Here is a 19,453-nt window from a genome sequence, read left to right on the forward strand (position 1 = left end):
CGATGGCTGAATGTTATATAAAGCAAACCAGACATAAAAGATGCACGCGGCGGCGACGCCGACGAGCCATCTGTAGAGCTAACAATCAGCCACCGAGTATCCGAACATGTCGATCTATGAACAAGGGCTAGGCCCTTCGGCGGTCAATCACATCGCTTTGTCTCCGCTCAGCTTCCTCGAGCGTACTGCCAACGTCTATCCCCACTACCCCGCCGTGATCCACGGGTCGATCCGCCGCACCTGGGCGCAGACCTACACCCGCTGCCGGCGCCTGGCGTCGGCATTGGCCGGGCGCGGCATCGGCAAGGACGACACGGTGGCGGTGATGCTGCCAAACATCCCCGAGATGCTTGAAGTGCACTTCGGGGTGCCGATGATCGGTGCGGTGCTCAACCCCCTCAACGTGCGCCTGGACGCCGAAGCCATCGCGTTCATGCTCCAGCATGGTGAAGCGAAAGTGCTGATCACCGATCGGGAATTCCATGACGTGATCCACGCCGCCATCGGCATGCTCGACCATCCGCCGCTGGTCATCGACGTCAACGACCCGGAATACGGCGAGGGCCAGGCCGTCAGCGAGCTGGACTACGAGGCGCTGCTGGCCGAAGGCGATCCGGCGTTCGACTGGAAATGGCCGGTCAATGAGTGGCAAGCCATCTCGCTGAACTACACCTCCGGCACCACCGGCAACCCCAAGGGGGTGGTCTACCACCATCGCGGCGCCTATCTCAACGCCTTGGGCAACCAGATGACCTGGGCGATGGGCAATCACCCGGTGTACCTATGGACCCTGCCGATGTTCCATTGCAACGGCTGGTGTTACCCCTGGACCATCACCGCCCTGGCCGGGGTGCACGTGTTCCTGCGTCGGGTCGACCCGCAACGAATCCTTACGCTGATCCGCGAACATCAGGTCACTCACCTGTGCGGTGCGCCGATCGTGCTCAACGCACTGGTGAACATGCCAGAGTCGGCCAAGGCCGCGATTGATCATCCGGTCTACGCGATGGTCGCCGGCGCGGCACCGCCGGCCAAGGTCATCGGTGCCGTTGAACAGATGGGCATCAAGGTCACTCACGTCTACGGCCTGACCGAAACCTACGGCCCGGTAACACTCTGCGCCTGGCACGCCGAATGGGATGAGCTGCCTCTGGAAGAACGGGCGCAGATCAAGTCCCGCCAAGGCGTGCGCTATCCGACGCTTGAAGGGGTCATGGTCGGCGACTCGAAAACGCTCGAACCGACGCCGCGCGACGGCCAGACCATCGGCGAGGTGTTCATGCGCGGCAACACCGTGATGAAGGGTTACCTGAAAAACCCGACGGCCACCGCCGAGGCATTTGAAGGTGGATGGTTTCACACCGGCGACCTGGCGGTGTGTCATCCCGACGGCTACGTCGAGATCAAGGACAGGCTCAAGGACATTATTATTTCCGGTGGCGAGAACATTTCCACCATCGAACTGGAAGGCGTGCTGTATCGCCATCCGGGTGTGATGGAAGCCGCAGTCGTTGCACGTCCTGATGAGAAATGGGGTGAGACCCCCTGCGCCTTCATCACGCTCAAGGCCGATTACCAGGATGTGCGCGAGGCCGACATCATCAGTTTCTGCCGCGAACACCTCGCCGGTTTCAAAGTCCCGCGCACGGTGATCTTCACCCTGCTGCCCAAGACCTCGACCGGGAAGGTCCAGAAGTACGTCCTGCGCGACAGGGCCAAGGCACTCTAACCCGAACCAGCACTACCCCTCAGGCGGCAGGTCGATTTCCTGCCGCTTCGGGCTCGTGCAAGCCGAATTTGGCCTTTCACTCCGATAACAACAAGACAAGGTGGAGCTTCCCATGATCGACATCCATTCAACCGATACCCAGCGCTGTGAACGCATACGCGGCAATCCGAAATTCCTCCAGCTGGTCAGCAGCCGTTCACGCCTGGCCTGGTCGCTCAGCGCAGCGGTGCTGGGCACCTACTACATGTTCATGGCGGTGGTGGCGTTCTTCCCACAGTGGTTGCACGCCCCGCTCGCCGAGCACCGGATGATGACCCTGGGCATGCCGGTGGGCGCAGCGATCATCGTGTTTTCCTGGTTGCTGACGGGATGGTACGTGTACCGCGCCAACACCCGCTTCGACGCGCTGGGCGCAGCCATTCTCGAGGAGAGCAAGTGATGAGCATCCTGCGTAAATTCCTGATTGGCGCTGCCGGCCTTTTGCCTGCGAGCCTGGCACTGGCCGCGCCCCTGACCGGCGTCGCCGAAAAGCAGCCACTGAACCTGCATGCGATCGGCATGTTCTTCGTGTTCGTCCTGGGGACGCTGGCGATCACCTGGTGGGCCGCACGCCAGACCAAATCCACCTCTGACTTCTATACCGCAGGCGGTGGCATCACCGGCTTCCAGAACGGCCTGGCGATTGCCGGCGACTACATGTCCGCAGCCACGCTGCTGGGGCTGTCGAGCCTGGTATTTGCCAAGGGCTATGATGGCTTCATCTACACCATCGGCTTTTTTGTCGGCTGGCCGATCATTACTTTCCTGATGGCCGAGCGGTTGCGCAACCTGGGGCGCTACACCTTCGCCGACATTGTTTCCTATCGGCTGGACCAGAACAAAGTACGGATTTTTGCCGCGTTCGGTTCGCTGACCGTGGTGTGCTGCTACCTGATCGTGCAGATGGTCGGTGCCGGTCAGTTGATCAAGCTGCTGTTCGGTCTCGACTACCCGGTGGCCGTGGTGATCGTCGGTGCATTGATGCTGGTGTACGTGATCTTCGGCGGCATGATCGCCACCACTTGGGTACAGATCATCAAGGCCGTGTTGCTGCTCGCAGGCGGAACGACCCTGGCGGTGATGGCCATGTCGCAGTTCGGGTTCAGCTATGAAGCCCTGGCAACCCGGGCGGTCGAGGCACATGCCAGCGGCTGGAACATCATGGGCCCAGGCTCGATGCTCGCCGACCCGATCAACACCGCCTCCATGTCCCTTGGCCTGGTGTTTGGCATTGCTGGCCTGCCGCACATTCTGATGCGCTTCTTCACCGTGCCCAATGCCAAGGAAGCGCGCAAGTCGGTGTTCTACGCAACCGGCTTCATTGGCTTCTTCTTCCTGGTGGTCTGCACCCTGGGTTTCGCCGCGATGGTGATCATCGGTACCGACCCGCAGTACTACGTCAACGGCGAAGTCGGCGGCACCCTGATAGGTGGTGGCAACATGGTTGCCATGCACCTGGCCAAGGCAGTGGGCGGTAACCTGTTCTTCGGTTTCCTCTCGGCGGTGGCCTTCGCCACCATCCTGGCGGTGGTGTCCGGCCTGGCACTGGCCGGCGCTTCGGCGATCTCCCACGACCTTTACGCCACGGTCTTCAAGAAAGGCAAGGCGACCGAGAAACAGGAAATGCGCGTTACCCGCATGGCCACCGTCGGTCTTGGCATCATCGCAATCCTGCTGGGCATCCTGTTCGAGAAGATGAACGTCGCGTTCCTGGTGGGCCTGACGTTCGGCATCGCCGCGTCGACCAACTTCCCGGTGCTGATCATGGCCATGTACTGGAAAGACCTGACCACCAAAGGCGCGATCATCGGCGGGTTTGCCGGTCTGATTTGCGCCTTGGTACTGGTGATCCTGTCGCCTGCCGTTTGGGTGACCGTGCTGGGCCATGCCCACGCCATCTTCCCCTACGACCACCCTGCCCTGTTCTCCATGCCGCTGGCGTTCCTGGTGATCGTCGTGGTGTCCAAACTCGACCGCAGCGTGCGGGCCGGCAAAGAGCGTGATGCCTACGCCGACCAGTTTGTCCGGGCCCAGACCGGCCTGGGTGCCGCCAGCGCGTCCAGCCACTGATTGAACGGGCGCGACCGTCCATGACGGACCGCGCCCATCGCCTAACCCTGTGAGGTTCACGTAATGCCCGAATTCAAAGCCCCGCTGCGCGATATGCGCTTTGTGCTGCATGAAGTGTTCGAAGCCCCGGCCTTGTGGGCGCGCCTGCCAGCCCTGGCCGATAACGTCGACGCCGCCACCGCCGATGCCATTCTCGAGGAAGCGGCCAAGGTCACCTCGCACCTGATTGCACCGCTTAATCGCAGCGGCGACGAAGAAGGCGCCCAGTGGCAGGATGGCCAGGTCAGCACGCCGACCGGTTTCAAACAGGCGTACGCCACCTATATCGAAGGAGGCTGGGTGGGCCTGTCGGGAAACGCCGAGTTCGGCGGCATGGGCATGCCGAAGATGCTCGCCGTGCAGTTCGAGGAAATGCTCTACGGTGCCAACTCCAGCTTCGCCCTGTACTCGGCACTGAGTTCCGGTGCCTGCCTGGCGCTGGATGCACACGCCAGCGACACCTTGAAAAACCTTTACCTGCCGCCCATGTACGAAGGTCGCTGGGCCGGCTCCATGTGCCTGACCGAAGCTCACGCCGGCACCGACCTGGGCCTGATCCGCACCCGCGCCGAACCCCAGGCCGACGGCAGTTTCCAGATCACCGGCAGCAAGATCTTCATTACCGGCGGCGACCAGGACCTGACCGAAAACATCATCCACCTGGTGCTGGCCAAGCTGCCTGACGCACCCGCCGGGCCAAAAGGCATCTCGCTGTTTGTGGTGCCTAAAATTCGCGTCAACGCCGACGGCTCCCTCGGCGCCGCCAACGCCGTCAGTTGCGGCTCGATCGAACACAAGATGGGCATCAAGGCTTCGGCCACCTGCGTGATCAACTTCGACGGCGCCAGCGGCTGGCTGGTGGGCGAGGCCAACAAAGGCCTGGCAGCCATGTTCACGATGATGAACTACGAACGGCTGTCCATCGGCATCCAGGGCATCGGTTGCGCTGAAGCGTCCTACCAGAGCGCGGTGACCTACGCCCGCGAGCGCGTGCAAAGCCGTGCCCCCACTGGCGCCATGGCCCCCACCCAGGTGGCCGACCCGATCATCGTCCACCCGGATGTGCGTCGCATGCTGTTGAGCATGAAAGCCATGACCGAAGGTGGCCGGGCGTTCGCCAGTTACGTGGGACAGCAACTGGACCTGGCAAAGTTCTCCGACGATGCCAGCGAGCGCGACAGTGCGCAAAACCTGGTGGCCTTGCTGACGCCAGTGGCCAAGGCGTTTTTCACCGACAGCGGCCTGGAAAGCTGCATTCACGGACAACAGGTTTTCGGTGGCCACGGCTACGTCCGCGAGTGGGGTCAGGAGCAATTGGTTCGCGACGTTCGCATCGCGCAGATCTATGAGGGCACCAACGGCATCCAGGCGCTTGACCTGCTCGGGCGCAAAGTGGTGGCCAATCATGGCGTGGTACTGCGCCAGTTCACTGACGAGATCCGCCGCTTCACGGACCAGCCCGACGCGCCCTACGCGACACAACTGCTGGATGCGGTACGGCGCCTGGAAAACCTCAGTGATTGGGTACAGGACCGGGCCGAGACCAACCGCAACGAAGTCGGCGCCGCGTCGGTGGAGTACCTGCACCTGTTCGGTTACGTCGCCTATGCCTGGCTGTGGGCACGCATGGCGCACGTGGCCGGCAAGCAGCGCAGCACCGATGAGGCGTTCTATGGCGCGAAGATCGCCACCGCCGACTTCTACATTCACCGCCTGCTGCCGCGCATCCTGAGCCTTGAGCAGTCCATACGCGCCGGCAGCGCCTCGCTGTACGGCCTGACGGCTGAGCAGTTCTAACGATTGAACCGCGCGCGGCGCCTTGCTCCTCTCATTCAGGCGTCGCGTTTTTTATTCAGCAGCCCTCGCCAGCTCGGCGAGGGTCGCCAGATCCGATTTCTCATAATAAAAACAAAGGGGCTTCACCATGGATCGTCACACCTGCAATCTCGCGACCCGACTGCTGCTGGCCGGTGGCGTCATCAGCCTCTCGGCCCCCGCTGCCGCTGATTTCATCAAGGACAGCAAAGCCAGCGTGGAATTGCGCAATTTTTACTTCAACCGCGACTTTCGCCAGGACAGCGCCGCACAATCGAAGCAGGAAGAATGGGCCCAGGGTTTCCTGATGCGCTTCGAATCGGGCTTCACTGCCGGGACCATTGGTGTCGGGTTCGACGCCATCGGCCTGCTCGGGGTCAAGCTCGACTCCAGCCCTGATCGTGCCGGCTCCGGTTTGCTCAAGCGCCATGCCGATACCCGCCAGGGCGCCCATGACGAGTACGCTGAAGTGGGCCTGACGGCCAAGGTTCGCGCGGCAAAAAGTGTACTGAAGCTGGGGACACTGTTGCCCAAGCTGCCAACCGTGCTGGCGAACGACTCACGCCTGTTGCCGCAGACCTTCCAGGGCGGCCAGTTGAGTTCGCTGGACATCCAGGGCCTGACCGCAGACGCCGGGCGCCTGACCCAGGTCAATCAACGTGATTCCTCGAACTACGAGGACATGGGCATCACCCGTACGGGCGCCAAGGGCATCATTACTCGCCACCTGGCCAGCGACAGCTTCGACTTCGCCAGCCTCAACTACAAATGGACGCCTGATCTGGCCACCGGATACAGCTACGGTCATCTGGATAATTTCTACAGCCAGCATCTGGTCAACCTGACGTACGTCCTGCCGATCACCGTGGGCCAGTCGTTAAAAACCGACCTGCGCTTCGCCCGCTCCACCGACGACGGCGGCAGCAATGTCGACAACAATGCCCTGGGCGCGATGTTCACCTACACCCTGGGCGGTCATGCCTTTGGCCTCGGCTACCAGGGCATGAGCGGCGACACCGGTTATGCCTACATAAACGGCACCGACGCGTTCCTGGTGAACTTCGTGCAAATCGGCGACTTCGCCAGCAAGGACGAAAAATCCTGGCAGGCGCGCTACGACTACAACTTTGCGGCCATGGGTATTCCCGGCCTGACCTTCATGACCCGCTACCTCACCGGCTCGGACATCGACCTGGGCAACAACCGGCCTGAAGGCAAGGAATGGGAGCGCGATACCGATATCGGCTACGTGGTGCAGAGTGGGCCGCTGAAGAATGTCGGGCTGAAATGGCGCAACGCGACAGTGCGCTCGACCAACTTTGGCAGTGACCTGGATGAAAACCGCCTGATTGTCAGTTATACCCTGCCGATCTGGTAAGCAATGCCTCGTCCCCACCCTTAGGGGACGATTTACCGGGGGCGCACCGGCTGGTAAAGGCGCTCTCGAGGGCACGGGCGATGAGAGTAGGATAAGATGCCTGCAAACCAGGCTCGCCGCGAGACGCCCCGCATGACCGATATCACCCCCCGCCTGATCAAGAAGTACCCCAACCGCCGACTCTATGACACCCACACCAGCAGTCACCTGACGCTGGCGGACATTCGTCAACTGGTCGTCGACAAGGTGCCGTTCCAGGTCGTCGACGCCAAAAGCGGCGAAGACCTGACGCGCAGCATCCTGCTGCAGGTGATCCTGGAAGCTGAAAGCGGTGGCGAGCCGATCTTCACCAGCGAGATGCTGATGGGCATTATCCAGTTCTACGGGCCCTATCAGGGTGTGCTCGGCAGTTACCTGGACAAGAGCATCCAGACCGTTATCGACATCCAGTCCCAGACGGGCGCGCAGTCTTCCGAAGCCTGGAGTACCTTCATGCACCAGCAGGCTCCCGTGATGCAGGACTTGATGCGCCAGTATGTCGATCAGTCCAAGGCGCTGTACCTCAATACCCAGAATCTGTTTGGCATGTTTGGCGCAACGCCGGATGCCAAAGGCGGCCCGAAAAAAAATGGCGACGGGGAATAAACCCGTCGCCATCGGTGCAGCTGGCCTGAACTGACTTACTTGTTACCGCTGGTAGCCTTGCCGCCGGCTCCTGGCGCGGCTTTTCCCGGCGCTGCGCTCGCGGCGTCGAAACCACTCTGAGCCACATCGGCCGCCTGCTTCGCGGCTTTTTGTGCGCTTTCAAAGACCGTACCGGCGTTGGCCAGGCCCGACTTGAAAGCGGCAACTACCGGTTCCGAACCCGCTGGCGCGTTCTTGCTCAAGGTTTCCACGAACTCTTCAACCTGCCGGGTGCCGGATTCGACCTGGCTGGAGGTCAGTTTGGCGATGTCCGACTGGGTGTCGACGATCAGCGCCTGGACCTGACGGTTGAACTCGGCCAGGCGTTCGCCCTGTGCACTTGGTTGGGTCAACGAAGCCTGCAGCTCGGCAAAACCCTGAGGATCACGCACAGACAGCAACTTGCGAACGCCTTCGAAGTGTTCCTCGGTGGAGTCGCGCAGGGCCTTGAACTGCAACTGGCTCAGCTGCTCGACGCTGGCGAAGACTTTGCCGCTGATCTGCTGCAAAAGGTCGAGGTTGGCTTTCTGGGCGGTTTGCAGTTTTTCCGGGTTGAAAAAAGACATGCTGGAATCTCCTGGTACTGAATGCCCTGAGAGGGCCAAGGGCGCGACGGCGATCCTGCCAGTCATCGCGATAGCGGCGATATTGCAGTGCACAAATCTGTTTGGCAATGAGTATTTTGTGCAGCGCACAATAAATCGTGGTGACCTTGAGTGTTTTGACGATAGACTCCAGCCACTGAGCGCTTCCGACAAGCCCCCATTAATCGCAGCAATGTTTTCGGAGCGCTTTCCATGCAGGTCGGCAGGAGCACACCATGAACCAGGCAGGAAATATTGCAGCGCACGATAAAGACCTTACAGCAGCGCCCGGTCTGTTCGATCACCTGAGTCATCTGCAGCAACTCAACCTGCACAATGTGCTGGGCGCCGTGAACGCGCGCCAGGCCAGCACCCTGGCGTCCTCACGGTTGGAACAACTCAGGCAGCCCTCGGCTGCCGACTGGCAGGACTACCTGACCGACCTTGGCCAACGCAGCCTGTTGTTCTGGGATACCTTGCGCCAGCGCGGCGACAACACCCTGGCTCACGAACGCGCCGGGCGTCCACTGCTGCTCAAGTTCGAGTACGAAGTGCTACAGGCCGGCGAGCAACTGCCCCGCCCGGTCAACTATTCGCTGCTCAAAATCGTCGATGCATCGGCACCAGCAAGCGACCCCGACCAGCAGCCAGTGGTGATCATCGATCCGCGGGGCGGCCATGGCTCGGGCATTGGCGGCTTCAAACAGGATTCGCTGATCGGCGAGAGCCTGCGCGCCGGTCACCCCACCTACTTCATCTCGTTCAGTCATGCGCCAAGCCCCGGGCAAACCCTGGCAGACATCGTTCAGGCCGAAGCGCAATTCATCGAGATGGTCAGCGCCAGACACCCCGACAGTGCCAAGCCGGTGGTCATCGGCAACTGCCAGGCAGGCTGGGCCTTAATGAGCCTGGCGGCCTCCAGGCCGGAGCTGCCGGGCTTGATCATCATCAATGGCGCGCCGCTGTCCTATTGGGCTGGCACCCATGGGCGCAATCCGCTGCGTTACTGCGGCGGGCTGTTGGGCGGTGGCTGGATGGCGCGCCTGGGCAGCGACCTGGGCAACTCGCGTTTCGACGGCGCCTGGCTGGTAAGCAATTTCGAAAGCCTGGACCCGGCCAATGCCTGGTGGGGCAAGTATTATCACCTGTTCAGCGAAGTCGATGGCGAGGCCGAGCGCTTCCTCGACTTTGAACGCTGGTGGGGCAGCCCGACCCTGCTCAACGGCGAAGAAATCGAGATGATCGTTGACCAACTGTTCATCGGCAATCAGCTGTCCGGCGGAGTCGGGCGCAAAAGCAATGGCCTGGACCTCAAGCGCATCGAAGTGCCGGTGGTGGTGTTCTGCTCCTGTGGCGACAACATCACTTCGCCGCAACAGGCACTGGACTGGATCACCGACCTCTATCCCAGCGATCTCGCCCTGGACGACGCCGGTCGCACTATCGTTTATCTGCGCCATGCCAGCATCGGGCACCTGGGCATCTTTGTCTCCGGCGAAGTGGCCCGGCGCGAGCACCGCGAGCTGCTGGGAGCGGTCGATACCATCAATGCCCTGCCCCCTGGCCTGTATGAAATGTTGATCGAGGACCTGCCAGAAGATGCGCCGAATCCCTATCGCGTCAGCTTCGAACCGCGCAGGATCGCCGACATTCATGGCGATGTTGAAACACCGCAGGCTGACGATCGCGAATTCGCCCTGGTCGAACGCACCTCGACCTTCAACAACAACCTCTACGATGCCTGCGTTCGTCCGTGGCTGCGCCAGTTGATCAACGAACCCGGCGCCGAACTCATCCGCCGGGCCCATCCTTTTCATCAGCAGCAATTTCTCTGGAGCAGCCTCAACCCTGCCTTGTGGTGGGTGGCGGCAGGCGCGGCCAAGGCCCGCCGGGATCGCCAGTGCGTCCGCGCGAACAACCCGTTGCTGGCGTGGCAGGACTTGTATTCGGATCAACTGCAGGATTCCCTGAACGGCTACCGCGACCAGCGTGATGCTGCCCAGGAAATGAGCTTCTATGGGGTGTATGGCGCCCTCAATGGCCTGCTCGGCGATCGTTGACGCACCAGGGCCGCGTCAGACCGGCGCGGCTCGCTCGATCTCGAACGATTGATCGGCGCGGTACTGCCCCGGCGTCATGCCAAACCAGCGGCTGCAGGCCTTGTTGAAGCTGCTGTGGTCATGAAAACCCAGCAGATACGCCACACGCTTCATGTTGAAGTGGGAGTGACGCAGGTAGAAATCCGCCAATTGTCGGCGCACTGCATTCTGCACATCCTTGAATTGCGTCCCATCCTTTTCCAGGGCCCGTTGCAGGGTGCGCTTGCTGAAATTCAGCGCTGCAGCAATGGATTCCATGTCGCAAAGCCCCTGCCCCTGACTCAAGCGCTCGGTGATCAGCGCGCGAATCCTGCCGACGATGGTGAAGCCGAACAGCAGGTCCAGTTGCGCCTCGGCAAAACTGTCGTGCAGGACCGCCAACGCTTCGTTGGCCATGCTCAACGGCCGCAGCAGCTCCTGGCCGTCGAACAGGATGCTGTCGTAAGCCGAGCCAAACTGCAGGTCGCAGCCAAACAGGCGTTTATGTTCCGAGGTGTCCTCGGGTTCGGGATAGCTGAATTCCACACTCAGCGGTTGCGGTAATTTGCCATCACCCAGCCAGCGGCAGATGCCGAGCAATGATGCCAGACCGGCATCGGCGTACTGCCGGGGCTTGATCGAGCCCGATTGTTGATGATCGAGGGAAGCCAGGCGATAGTGTCCCTGCTCCGGGACGAAAAACAGGCTGAAGCCGGTGCCGATCAATGGGCTGAATCGCACCAGGCGCTCAAGGGCGCGTTTCAGGTTGAGGCTGGACATCATGGTGTAGCCGACAATCTGGAAGCTGCCTGGATGAAAATGCCCGTACGCCTTGAGGCCGATGTCCGGGTCCGCGGCAGCCTGGGCCGCCAGTTGCCACAGGCGATAAATCACCCTGCGCTCGCACAGCGCTCCAGGGACACTGGCGAGGCTCATGTCCAGCCCGGCGACCTGGCACAGGCTGGCAACGTCGAGTCCCTCGGCCGAGAGCGTATTGACCAGCACATTGGCATAGCCCGAGCTCATTCTGTACATGGCGTTCTCGATGACGTAAGTACTGGGCGCTTTCAAGGGATGATAAGCGGCGGCCTGGTTGGGGGTATTGATCTGCGTCGGTTTCTGCGACCCATTGATCCTTGACCGCACACTCGCGGACCAGGCCGCTGGCACCGGCAACACCACTTGGCTGCTTGGCGCCGTTGGACACCAGACAGTCACCTGGCAACACTTCCGCACGGCCCGCCCATCACCAACAATCCCCCATCTTGCAGCGCAAAACAACAAAAGCAACGGACGTCAGGAAGTCGGTTGGTCGTATTGCGTTGTTCACGACTGTTATGGGTGGAAATTAATGGACAGCAAAGCGCAAACCTTCAACAGTTACTGGTCCGGCCAGGTGCCCTTTATCGCCAATTTTGCACTGCAACAGTTACGCCTGTGGGTCAGCACCAATCCCTGGTTCACCGGGCAGGATTACCACGCCTGGTTCGACCTGCCTCGGGCAACGCTGGACACCCTCCAATCCGACTACCAGCAGCAATGGGCAGAACTCGGCCAGCGGGTGCTGAGCGGGCAGCCCTTCAGTTTCCAGGACCGGCGTTTCGCCAGCGACAATTGGAGCCAGCCGCTGTACGGCTCCCTCGCCGCGTTTTACCTGCTCAACGCCGGCTTCCTGCTCAAGCTGCTTGAACATTTGCCGATCGAAACCAGGAAGCCGCGCCAGCGCCTGCTCTATCTGGTGGAGCAAGCCATCGCAGCGGGCGCACCGAGCAATTGCCTGGCAAGCAACCCCGACGCGCTGCAACGGGTGGTCGAGACAGGGGGCAGCAGCCTGCTGACAGGTTTGCTGCACCTTGCAAGCGATCTGCAGGAAGGCAAGATGCGCCAGTGCGACCGCGATGCATTTCAAGTAGGCGTCGACCTGGCCAACACGCCGGGTGAGGTGGTGTTCGAGAACGAGTTGTTCCAGCTGATCGAGTACTACCCGCAAGCACAAACCGGCTACCGGCGCCCCGTCTTCATCGTCCCGCCGTCGATCAACAAGTTCTACATCCTCGACCTGCGCCCGGACAACTCCATGGTCGGTCACCTGCTGCAGCAAGGCCATCCGGTGTTCCTGATGTCCTGGCGCAACTTCGATCAGGCGCATGCCGGCACTACCTGGGACGATCTGATCGACACCGGCATCGTCAAGGCGCTGCAGGTCACCCGTGAAATCAGCGGCGAGCAGCGCCCCCATTGCGTAGGTTTTTGCATCGGCGGCACCCTGCTCAGCACGGCACTGGCGGTGCTGGCGGCGCGCGGCGACCGGGAGATTGCCAGCGTGAGCCTGCTCACCACCTTCCTCGACTACCTGGATACCGGCCCCATCGACATATTCGTCGACGAACAACTGGTGGCTTACCGCGAGCGCACCATTGGCGGCAGCAACGGCCCGATCGGCCTGTTCAAGGGCGAGGACATGGGCAACACCTTCTCGCTGCTGCGCCCCAACGACCTGTGGTGGAACTACAACGTCGACAAATACCTCAAGGGCCAGAAACCCAATGCCCTGGACCTGCTGTTCTGGAACAACGACAGCACCAATCTGCCTGGCCCCATGTACTGCTGGTACCTGCGGCATACCTATCTGCAAAATGACCTCAAGTCCGGCGAACTGGAGTGCTGCGGAGTCAAGCTGGACCTGCGCGCGATTGACGCGCCCGCCTACATCCTCGCGACCCACGACGATCACATCGTGCCGTGGCGCAGCGCCTACGCCAGCACCCAATTGCTCAGCGGCCCCACCCGATTCGTGTTGGGGGCATCCGGCCATATTGCGGGCGTAATCAATCCACCTGCCCGTGAAAAACGCCACTACTGGACCCAGGAGCAGATCACCAGCGACCCTGACGTCTGGTTCGACAATGCCCGGCAGCAACCCGGAAGCTGGTGGAACGACTGGTTTGCGTGGCTGGCCGATCAATCCGCCGAGCGCGAGCCGGCGATGCAGCAGATGGGAAATGCCCAATACCCGCCACTGGAGCCGGCCCCTGGACGCTATGTGATGCAGTGATTGCAGACAAAGGCGCCCAAGGCTCGCCCCCACGAGGGTTGGGCGTTTATCATGGGCGCCATACCACCCCTGCCTTCTATGAGCACCTGCATGACTTTCGATTTCGATCAGGTCCACGACCGCCACGCTACCGGCAGTACCAAATGGAGCCGCTACCCCGACGATGTCTTGCCTATGTGGGTCGCCGACATGGACTTCGCCGCGCCGCCGGTGATCATCCAGGCGCTGCAAAAACGCCTGGAACATCCTCTGCTGGGGTATAGCGTGTGCCAGGATAATCTGCGCGAGGCCATCGTTGCCGATCTGTGGCACAAATATGCCTGGCGCGTCGATCCTCAGGCCCTGGTGTTCCTGCCGGGCGTGGAGTCGGGTTTCAACATGGCATTGAAAGCGCTGGTCAAGGCGCAGCAGAATGTCGTGGTGCAGGTGCCCAATTACCCGCCGCTGCGCCATGCACCGGGCCACTGGGGGCTGAACAAGGTTGAACTGGGGTTCGACTTGCAGGCCGATGGCAGCTTCACCACGCCGCTGGACAGCTTGCGCCAGTCATTGCAAGGCGGCGGCGCCCTGCTGTTGAGCAACCCGCACAACCCGCTGGGCAAAGCTTTTCCGCGCGAAGAACTGCAAGCGATTGCCGACATCTGCCTGGAGCAGGACGCCTGGATCATCTCCGACGAGATCCACGCCGAACTGTGCTTTGACGGTCGGGTGCACGTGCCCACGGCGTCCCTGAGCGAGGCCATCTCCCGGCGCACCATCACCTTGATGTCGGCGAGCAAGGCCTACAACATCGCCGGCCTCAAGACCTCGTTCATGATCATTGATGACGCGGCTGTGCGTGCCCAGGTCAATCACGCGCGCTGTGGCATGGTCGACAGCGTCAACCCGCTGGGGCTGGAAGCCACGCGCGTCGCCTACAGCGAAGCCGCACCCTGGCTGGCCGAGCTCAAGACTTACCTGCAGGCCAACCGCGACTGGCTGGTGGACGCGGTTCGCACGCGCCTGCCGGGTATCAGCATGAACGTGCCGCAAAGCACCTACCTGGCCTGGCTCGATTGCTCGGCGCTGGGCCTGGCCAATCCGCAGCAGTTTTTCCTGCAGCAGGCCAAGGTCGGGTTGAGTGCAGGGCTGGACTTCGGTGACGACCACCAACAGTTCGTGCGCCTCAACTTCGGTTGCCCGCGTTCGTTGCTCGAAGAAGGTATCGCCCGGATGGAACGCAGCCTCAACACTTGATCAGTTGATCAACTGTGGGAGCAAAGCTTGCTCCCACAGAACCTCACCAGCTGCTGGACCTCCACCTACAGAACCTCGCCAGCTGCTGGACCTCCATCACAGAATCCCGGCAGGTGCCCAACCGGCCAGATAATTGGGTAATATGTCGCCCCTTCCCCGCAGCCCTGCTCTGCACCTGCCGAATAAGCCGACTCCATGCCTTTCGAACTCAGCGTTGACCTTACCACCCTGGCCATTCTCGCCGTCGTAGCCTTTATTGCCGGTTTCATCGACGCCATTGCCGGCGGTGGCGGGCTGTTGACCACTCCGGCCCTGCTCACGGCCGGGTTGCCGCCGCACCTGGTACTGGGCACCAACAAGCTCAGCTCGACCTTCGGCTCGGCCACGGCCAGTTTCACTTTCTACCGGCGCAAGCTGTTCCACCCGCGCCAATGGGTGCACGCGATTGTCGGCACACTGATCGGCGCGCTGACCGGCGCCGTGGTTGCGCACTACCTGCCGGCCGAATGGCTGAACAAGATGCTCCCGGTGATCGTGTTTGCCTGCGGCCTGTACCTGTTGTTCGGGGGCACGCCCAAGGCGCCGCTGGACAGCAACGCGCCGATCAGGAAAAAGTGGCAGTCGACCCAAGGCTTCACCCTCGGTTTCTACGACGGCGTGGCCGGGCCAGGCACGGGCGCGTTCTGGACCGTGAGCAGTCTGCTCATGTATCCCATCGACTTGGTGAAGGCCAGTGGCGTGGCGCGCAGCATGAACTTCGTCAGCAACATTGCGGCGCTGTCGGTGTTCGTGTTTTCCGGGCAGGTGGACTGGATCATCGGCCTGAGCATGGGCCTGTCGGTGATGGTCGGGGCGTTTTTCGGTGCTCGCACCGCCATCAGCGGCGGCGCGAAGTTCATTCGCCCGGTGTTCATCACCGTGGTGCTGGGCTTGACCGTGCGGTTAGCCTGGCAGCACTGGTTCAGCGTGGCCTAAACGCCGCGCCACATAAACGTCGATCAGGTAACGGGCAATCGAGCGTGACGCTGGCAACGGCGGCAGCTCGTGCACGTTGAACCACTGGGCGTCTTCGATCTCGTCCTCCTGGCAGACAATTTCGCCCCCGGCGTATTCCGCGTGGAAGCCCAGCATCATCGAATGCGGGAACGGCCAGCACTGGCTGCCCAGGTACTGGATGTTCTTCACTTCGATCTGCACTTCCTCGCGCACCTCGCGCACCAGGCACTCTTCGGCCGACTCCCCGGGCTCGGCAAACCCCGCCAGCGTGCTATAGACCCCGGCAACAAAACGCGGTGAGCGCGCCAGCAGGATTTCATCGCCGCGGGTGATCAGTACGATCATGCTCGGGGAGATGCGCGGGTAGCTGCGCAAATCGCAGGGCTGGCAATACATCGCGCGTTCCCGAGGCACCTGCACCATCGCCTGCCCGCAATTGCCACAGAAACGGTGCTCGCGTGCCCAGGTGCCAATTTGCGCGGCGTAGCCCAGCACCTTGTAGAGCGTGTGATCGCCTTCGAGCATGAAGGCGCGCAAGCCCTTCCAGCCACAGCCGGGCACTTCACTGGTGCTCCGCAGCTCCAGCAGATAGACCGGCTCGCCGTCGAGATGGCCGATCCCATGCTCGGCGAGGATCGGCAGGTCCTGGCGCTTGAGCCATTCCCGAGGGAAGAGCGCGCCATTATCGTCATACAGAAAGCCTTCGGGGCTGCGAGCCACGGCCCAGCCCCCGGGTTTGTCGGTGTCCAGTACTGCAGTGGTCCAGCGTGAAGTCATGGTTAACTCAATCCAGAAATTCGGGTTTCTGTTTGCTCATGTGGGCCGCCATGGCCACGCGCAAGTCAGTGGATTGGAGCATTGCAGCGTTCCAGGTGGCAACGTATTCCAGGCCATCATCGATACGGTGGTCGCGCATGTAGCTGATCATCTCCTTGGTGCCGGTGATGGCGATCGGCGACTTGCTGGCGATTTCGCGGGCAATGCCCAGCACGCCGTCGAGCAGGCTGTCCTTGTCGCTGTAGATGCGATTGACCAGGCCGATGTCGCGCGCTTCCTCGGCGCCAAATGAGCGGCCAGTGTAAGCCAGTTCACGCAGCATGCCGTCACCGATGATGCGCGGCAAGCGTTGCAGGGTGCCAACGTCGGCCGCCATGCCGATGTCGATTTCCTTGATCGAAAACTGTGCGTCCTGCGCGGCATAGCGCATGTCACAGGCGGCAATCAGGTCGATCGCGCCGCCCAGGCAATAACCCTGGATGGCCGCGAGCACCGGTTTGCGGCAGTTATCGACAGCCGTGAATGAGGCTTGCAGGGCCAGGATCTTGCGTCGCAGCAGGCGCGCATTGCGTCCGACGTCCTTGCCCAGCTCGTTGGCGACGCCGGCCAGCATCATCAGGTCGATGCCCGAGGAAAAGTGCTTGCCTGCACCACTGATCACCACTGCGCGCACTTCGTCGGTGTCGTCGATCCACTGGAAGATCTCGATGATCTCGCTCCAGAACGCCGCGTTCATCGAGTTGATCTTTTCTGGACGATTGATCTGCACATGGGCGACTTTATCCGCCAGTTCTACGGTGAACGCGGTGTACTGGGACATGGCAGTGATCCTTTACCTGGCAAAAAAGAGGCCCGAACTATAACAAGGCACCCGGTGCTGCAGTAAGGCAGCGCTTCAGCCAAATGCGGGACTGGCCAACCCGCACCACAACAGTGCAACGAAACTGTCACACCTGGTCCATTATTGTGACTAGCCGGTCACATTGTGAGGCGTCACGCAAAATAAAACTGCCCTTCGTCGGTGCGATCACCCTTCGTCAGGCTCAGCCGTTACTCTTTGAAAAGGATTGTCGAACAATTTTCCCAAATGGACTGGCCCGCTCTAGGTTCTGGCCTAGACTCCTTTTTGCCGGTTAAAACCGGTTAGTCACAACCGGGAAAATTAGAAGAAACTTTTGCCGCTGGCGCAAGGTCAGCTTAAAGGTGGGTGTGTTGCGACTGGTTCGATCTTTGCAACAGCCCTCTCCAGCCACTGTGCTTTAACGCGTTGGCAGCGTTTGCTCACCGATGCGTAGCGCGTTTGCGCCCGGCCATAGGGACAGGCCATCGAACATCGTTGGTGCCAGACCGAGAATTAGATCAACAACACGGGAGATTCATATGATCAGTGCGGCTTTAGATATTCAGGGAGAACGTGCTCATCAGCAGGTCGGCGAGTCGAGCACCGTAGTCAATGCGCAATCCGCTGCACCGGTTAACGTGACCAGTCCACGCAAACTGCCACCGGTAACCAGTCAGAATCCGAACAAGAAACGCGTCTTGTTCGTGACCTCCGAGATCGCCGATCTGGTCAAGACTGGCGGCCTGGGCGACGTTTCCGCCGCTCTGCCGCGGGCGATGGCGCATCTGCACGACGTGCGCGTGCTGATCCCCGGGTACCCGCAGGTGCTCCACAGCGAAAACCCGATTCACATCATCGGTGAGCTGGGCGGTCATGCTGCCCTGCCGCCTTGCAAGATCGGGCGCATGGACATGCCTGATGGCCTGGTCATCTACGTACTGATCTGCCCCGAGCTTTACGAGCGCGAAGGTTCGCCCTACGGCGCCAACAACGGTCGCGACTGGCCGGACAACCATATTCGCTTTGCCCGCCTGGGCCTGGCCGCTGCAGATATCGCAGCCAACCTGGCGCAGATTCACTGGTGCCCGGACCTGGTGCATGCCCACGACTGGCCAGCCGGCCTGGCGCCGGCCTACATGCATTGGCGTGGACAGCGCACCCCGACGCTATTCACCATCCACAACCTGGCCTATCAAGGTGTCACCAGCCTGGGTTCGTGCCCTGAACTGGGGATTCCCACCCATGCCCTGCAACAGGAAGGCATGGAGTTCTACGGCAAGATGTCGTTCCTCAAGGCTGGCATGGCTTACGCCAGCCACATCACTACGGTCAGTGCGACCTACGCCCAGGAAATCACTACGCCGGACTTCGGCTGTGGCCTCGACGGTTTCCTCGCTGCCAAGACCCAGCAAGGCCTGCTGAGCGGCATTCCAAACGGCATCGACGAGAGCTGGGACGCGGCGACCGATCCGCATCTGTTCTGCCCGTTCACCATTGGCGACTGGGACGGCAAGGCGGTGAATGCCGACCATGTACGCGAGCTGTTTGGCCTGGACGATTCCGAAGGCCCGCTGTTTGCGGTGGTTTCGCGGCTGGTCTACCAGAAAGGCCTGGACCTGACCGAAGCCGTCTCCGAATACATCGTCAAATCCGGCGGCCAGATCGCCATCATCGGTCGTGGCGAACCGGAAGAAGAGCAAGCCATGCGCGAGCTGGCCCTGCGCTTCCCCGGCCAGATCGGCGTGCGCATCGGCTTCAATGAAACCGACGCCCGGCGCATGTTTGCCGGCAGCGATTTCCTGCTGATGCCTTCGCGCTACGAACCCTGCGGCCTGAGCCAGATGTACGCCCAACGCTTCGGCTCCTTGCCGGTGGCACGCAATACCGGTGGATTGGCCGACACCATTGAAAACGGCGTCACCGGTTTCCTCTTCGACGAATCCACCGCAGAAAGCTATCAGGAGGCCCTGAGCCGCGCGTTCAAGGTATTTGCCTACCCGGACCTGCTCAACGCCATGCGCTGCCGTGCCATGGCTGCACCCTTCAACTGGTGCAAGGCCGTTGAACCCTACGCCGAACTCTACGAACAACTGGTCGCCAAGGCGCTGGGAAAATCGCACCGACAATAAGAG

Annotated in this window: 15 protein-coding genes; 11 read left to right on the forward strand and 4 right to left on the reverse strand. The window is 61.4% G+C overall.

Going from position 1 to position 19,453, the window contains the following annotated elements:
- The first annotated feature begins 106 nt into the window (after positions 1-106).
- From UB23_RS06995 to phaR, 6 genes are all read left to right on the forward strand, one after another.
- Positions 107-1,729: an acyl-CoA synthetase gene (locus UB23_RS06995; RefSeq protein ID WP_045058589.1), complete on the forward strand. Its 1,623-nt coding sequence runs from the start codon at positions 107-109 to the stop codon at positions 1,727-1,729.
- Between the two features lie 112 nt (positions 1,730-1,841).
- Positions 1,842-2,168: a DUF485 domain-containing protein gene (locus UB23_RS07000; protein ID WP_045058590.1), complete on the forward strand. Its 327-nt coding sequence runs from the start codon at positions 1,842-1,844 to the stop codon at positions 2,166-2,168.
- On the forward strand, positions 2,168-3,838 hold the full coding sequence (locus tag UB23_RS07005) for a cation acetate symporter (RefSeq protein ID WP_045058591.1): 1,671 nt from the start codon (positions 2,168-2,170) through the stop codon (positions 3,836-3,838). Before UB23_RS07000 ends, UB23_RS07005 begins: the two co-directional genes overlap by 1 nt.
- Positions 3,839-3,901: 63 nt before the next feature.
- Complete coding sequence (locus tag UB23_RS07010; RefSeq protein WP_045058592.1) at positions 3,902-5,674, forward strand: acyl-CoA dehydrogenase C-terminal domain-containing protein; 1,773 nt, start codon at positions 3,902-3,904, stop codon at positions 5,672-5,674.
- 127 nt (positions 5,675-5,801) lie between these two features.
- A complete protein-coding gene (locus UB23_RS07015; protein WP_045058593.1) occupies positions 5,802-7,070 on the forward strand; it encodes an OprD family porin in 1,269 nt (422 codons plus the stop codon).
- A gap of 96 nt (positions 7,071-7,166) precedes the next feature.
- Positions 7,167-7,715, forward strand: coding sequence for a polyhydroxyalkanoate synthesis repressor PhaR (gene phaR, locus UB23_RS07020; protein WP_122839770.1), 549 nt, complete (start codon positions 7,167-7,169; stop codon positions 7,713-7,715).
- Between the two features lie 35 nt (positions 7,716-7,750).
- Here phaR and UB23_RS07025 read toward each other — a convergent pair whose 3' ends face one another.
- Positions 7,751-8,320, reverse strand: a complete 570-nt coding sequence (locus UB23_RS07025; protein ID WP_045058594.1) for a phasin family protein — start codon at positions 8,318-8,320, stop codon at positions 7,751-7,753.
- Positions 8,321-8,574: 254 nt separating this feature from the next.
- On the opposite strand from UB23_RS07025, the gene UB23_RS07030 reads away from it, so the two are divergent.
- Positions 8,575-10,398: a DUF3141 domain-containing protein gene (locus UB23_RS07030; protein WP_045058595.1), complete on the forward strand. Its 1,824-nt coding sequence runs from the start codon at positions 8,575-8,577 to the stop codon at positions 10,396-10,398.
- Positions 10,399-10,413: 15 nt separating this feature from the next.
- On the opposite strand, the gene UB23_RS07035 is transcribed toward UB23_RS07030, so the two are convergent.
- Positions 10,414-11,451: an AraC family transcriptional regulator gene (locus UB23_RS07035; protein ID WP_045058675.1), complete on the reverse strand. Its 1,038-nt coding sequence runs from the start codon at positions 11,449-11,451 to the stop codon at positions 10,414-10,416.
- 316 nt (positions 11,452-11,767) lie between these two features.
- Between UB23_RS07035 and phaC the strand changes: the two genes are divergently transcribed.
- The 3 genes from phaC to UB23_RS07050 all read left to right on the forward strand — a co-directional run bounded on the left by phaC (position 11,768) and on the right by UB23_RS07050 (position 15,682).
- Positions 11,768-13,471, forward strand: coding sequence for a class I poly(R)-hydroxyalkanoic acid synthase (phaC, locus tag UB23_RS07040; protein WP_045058596.1), 1,704 nt, complete (start codon positions 11,768-11,770; stop codon positions 13,469-13,471).
- A 90-nt stretch (positions 13,472-13,561) separates the two neighbouring features.
- Positions 13,562-14,707, forward strand: a complete 1,146-nt coding sequence (locus tag UB23_RS07045; protein ID WP_045058597.1) for a MalY/PatB family protein — start codon at positions 13,562-13,564, stop codon at positions 14,705-14,707.
- Positions 14,708-14,902: 195 nt separating this feature from the next.
- Positions 14,903-15,682, forward strand: a complete 780-nt coding sequence (locus UB23_RS07050) for a TSUP family transporter (protein WP_045058598.1) — start codon at positions 14,903-14,905, stop codon at positions 15,680-15,682.
- Here the strand turns inward: UB23_RS07050 and nudC are convergent.
- Positions 15,650-16,480, reverse strand: a complete 831-nt coding sequence (gene nudC / locus UB23_RS07055) for an NAD(+) diphosphatase (RefSeq protein ID WP_045058599.1) — start codon at positions 16,478-16,480, stop codon at positions 15,650-15,652. The two genes, UB23_RS07050 and nudC, sit on opposite strands and share 33 nt — an antisense overlap.
- Positions 16,481-16,487: 7 nt before the next feature.
- Positions 16,488-17,300: a crotonase/enoyl-CoA hydratase family protein gene (locus tag UB23_RS07060; protein ID WP_045058600.1), complete on the reverse strand. Its 813-nt coding sequence runs from the start codon at positions 17,298-17,300 to the stop codon at positions 16,488-16,490.
- A gap of 560 nt (positions 17,301-17,860) precedes the next feature.
- Between UB23_RS07060 and glgA the strand changes: the two genes are divergently transcribed.
- Entirely contained in the window at positions 17,861-19,450 is a 1,590-nt protein-coding gene (gene glgA / locus UB23_RS07065) for a glycogen synthase GlgA (RefSeq protein ID WP_045058601.1), read from the forward strand.
- The last annotated feature ends 3 nt before the right edge of the window (positions 19,451-19,453 follow it).

Origin of the sequence: Pseudomonas sp. ES3-33, from assembly GCF_000952175.1 — a bacterium.
GTDB classification, from domain to species: domain Bacteria; phylum Pseudomonadota; class Gammaproteobacteria; order Pseudomonadales; family Pseudomonadaceae; genus Aquipseudomonas; species Aquipseudomonas gregormendelii.

Bases quoted from the DNA above. Each gene is read 5' to 3' on its own strand.
- UB23_RS06995 (WP_045058589.1), top strand. From the start codon at position 107: ATGTCGATCTATGAACAAGGGCTAGGCCCTTCGGCGGTCAATCACATC.
- UB23_RS07000 (WP_045058590.1), top strand. From the start codon at position 1,842: ATGATCGACATCCATTCAACCGATACCCAGCGCTGTGAACGCATACGC.
- UB23_RS07005 (WP_045058591.1), top strand. From the start codon at position 2,168: ATGAGCATCCTGCGTAAATTCCTGATTGGCGCTGCCGGCCTTTTGCCT.
- UB23_RS07010 (WP_045058592.1), top strand. From the start codon at position 3,902: ATGCCCGAATTCAAAGCCCCGCTGCGCGATATGCGCTTTGTGCTGCAT.
- UB23_RS07015 (WP_045058593.1), top strand. From the start codon at position 5,802: ATGGATCGTCACACCTGCAATCTCGCGACCCGACTGCTGCTGGCCGGT.
- phaR (WP_122839770.1), top strand. From the start codon at position 7,167: ATGCCTGCAAACCAGGCTCGCCGCGAGACGCCCCGCATGACCGATATC.
- UB23_RS07025 (WP_045058594.1), bottom strand. From the start codon at position 8,320: ATGTCTTTTTTCAACCCGGAAAAACTGCAAACCGCCCAGAAAGCCAAC.
- UB23_RS07030 (WP_045058595.1), top strand. From the start codon at position 8,575: ATGAACCAGGCAGGAAATATTGCAGCGCACGATAAAGACCTTACAGCA.
- UB23_RS07035 (WP_045058675.1), bottom strand. From the start codon at position 11,451: ATGTACAGAATGAGCTCGGGCTATGCCAATGTGCTGGTCAATACGCTC.
- phaC (WP_045058596.1), top strand. From the start codon at position 11,768: ATGGACAGCAAAGCGCAAACCTTCAACAGTTACTGGTCCGGCCAGGTG.
- UB23_RS07045 (WP_045058597.1), top strand. From the start codon at position 13,562: ATGACTTTCGATTTCGATCAGGTCCACGACCGCCACGCTACCGGCAGT.
- UB23_RS07050 (WP_045058598.1), top strand. From the start codon at position 14,903: ATGCCTTTCGAACTCAGCGTTGACCTTACCACCCTGGCCATTCTCGCC.
- nudC (WP_045058599.1), bottom strand. From the start codon at position 16,480: ATGACTTCACGCTGGACCACTGCAGTACTGGACACCGACAAACCCGGG.
- UB23_RS07060 (WP_045058600.1), bottom strand. From the start codon at position 17,300: ATGTCCCAGTACACCGCGTTCACCGTAGAACTGGCGGATAAAGTCGCC.
- glgA (WP_045058601.1), top strand. From the start codon at position 17,861: ATGATCAGTGCGGCTTTAGATATTCAGGGAGAACGTGCTCATCAGCAG.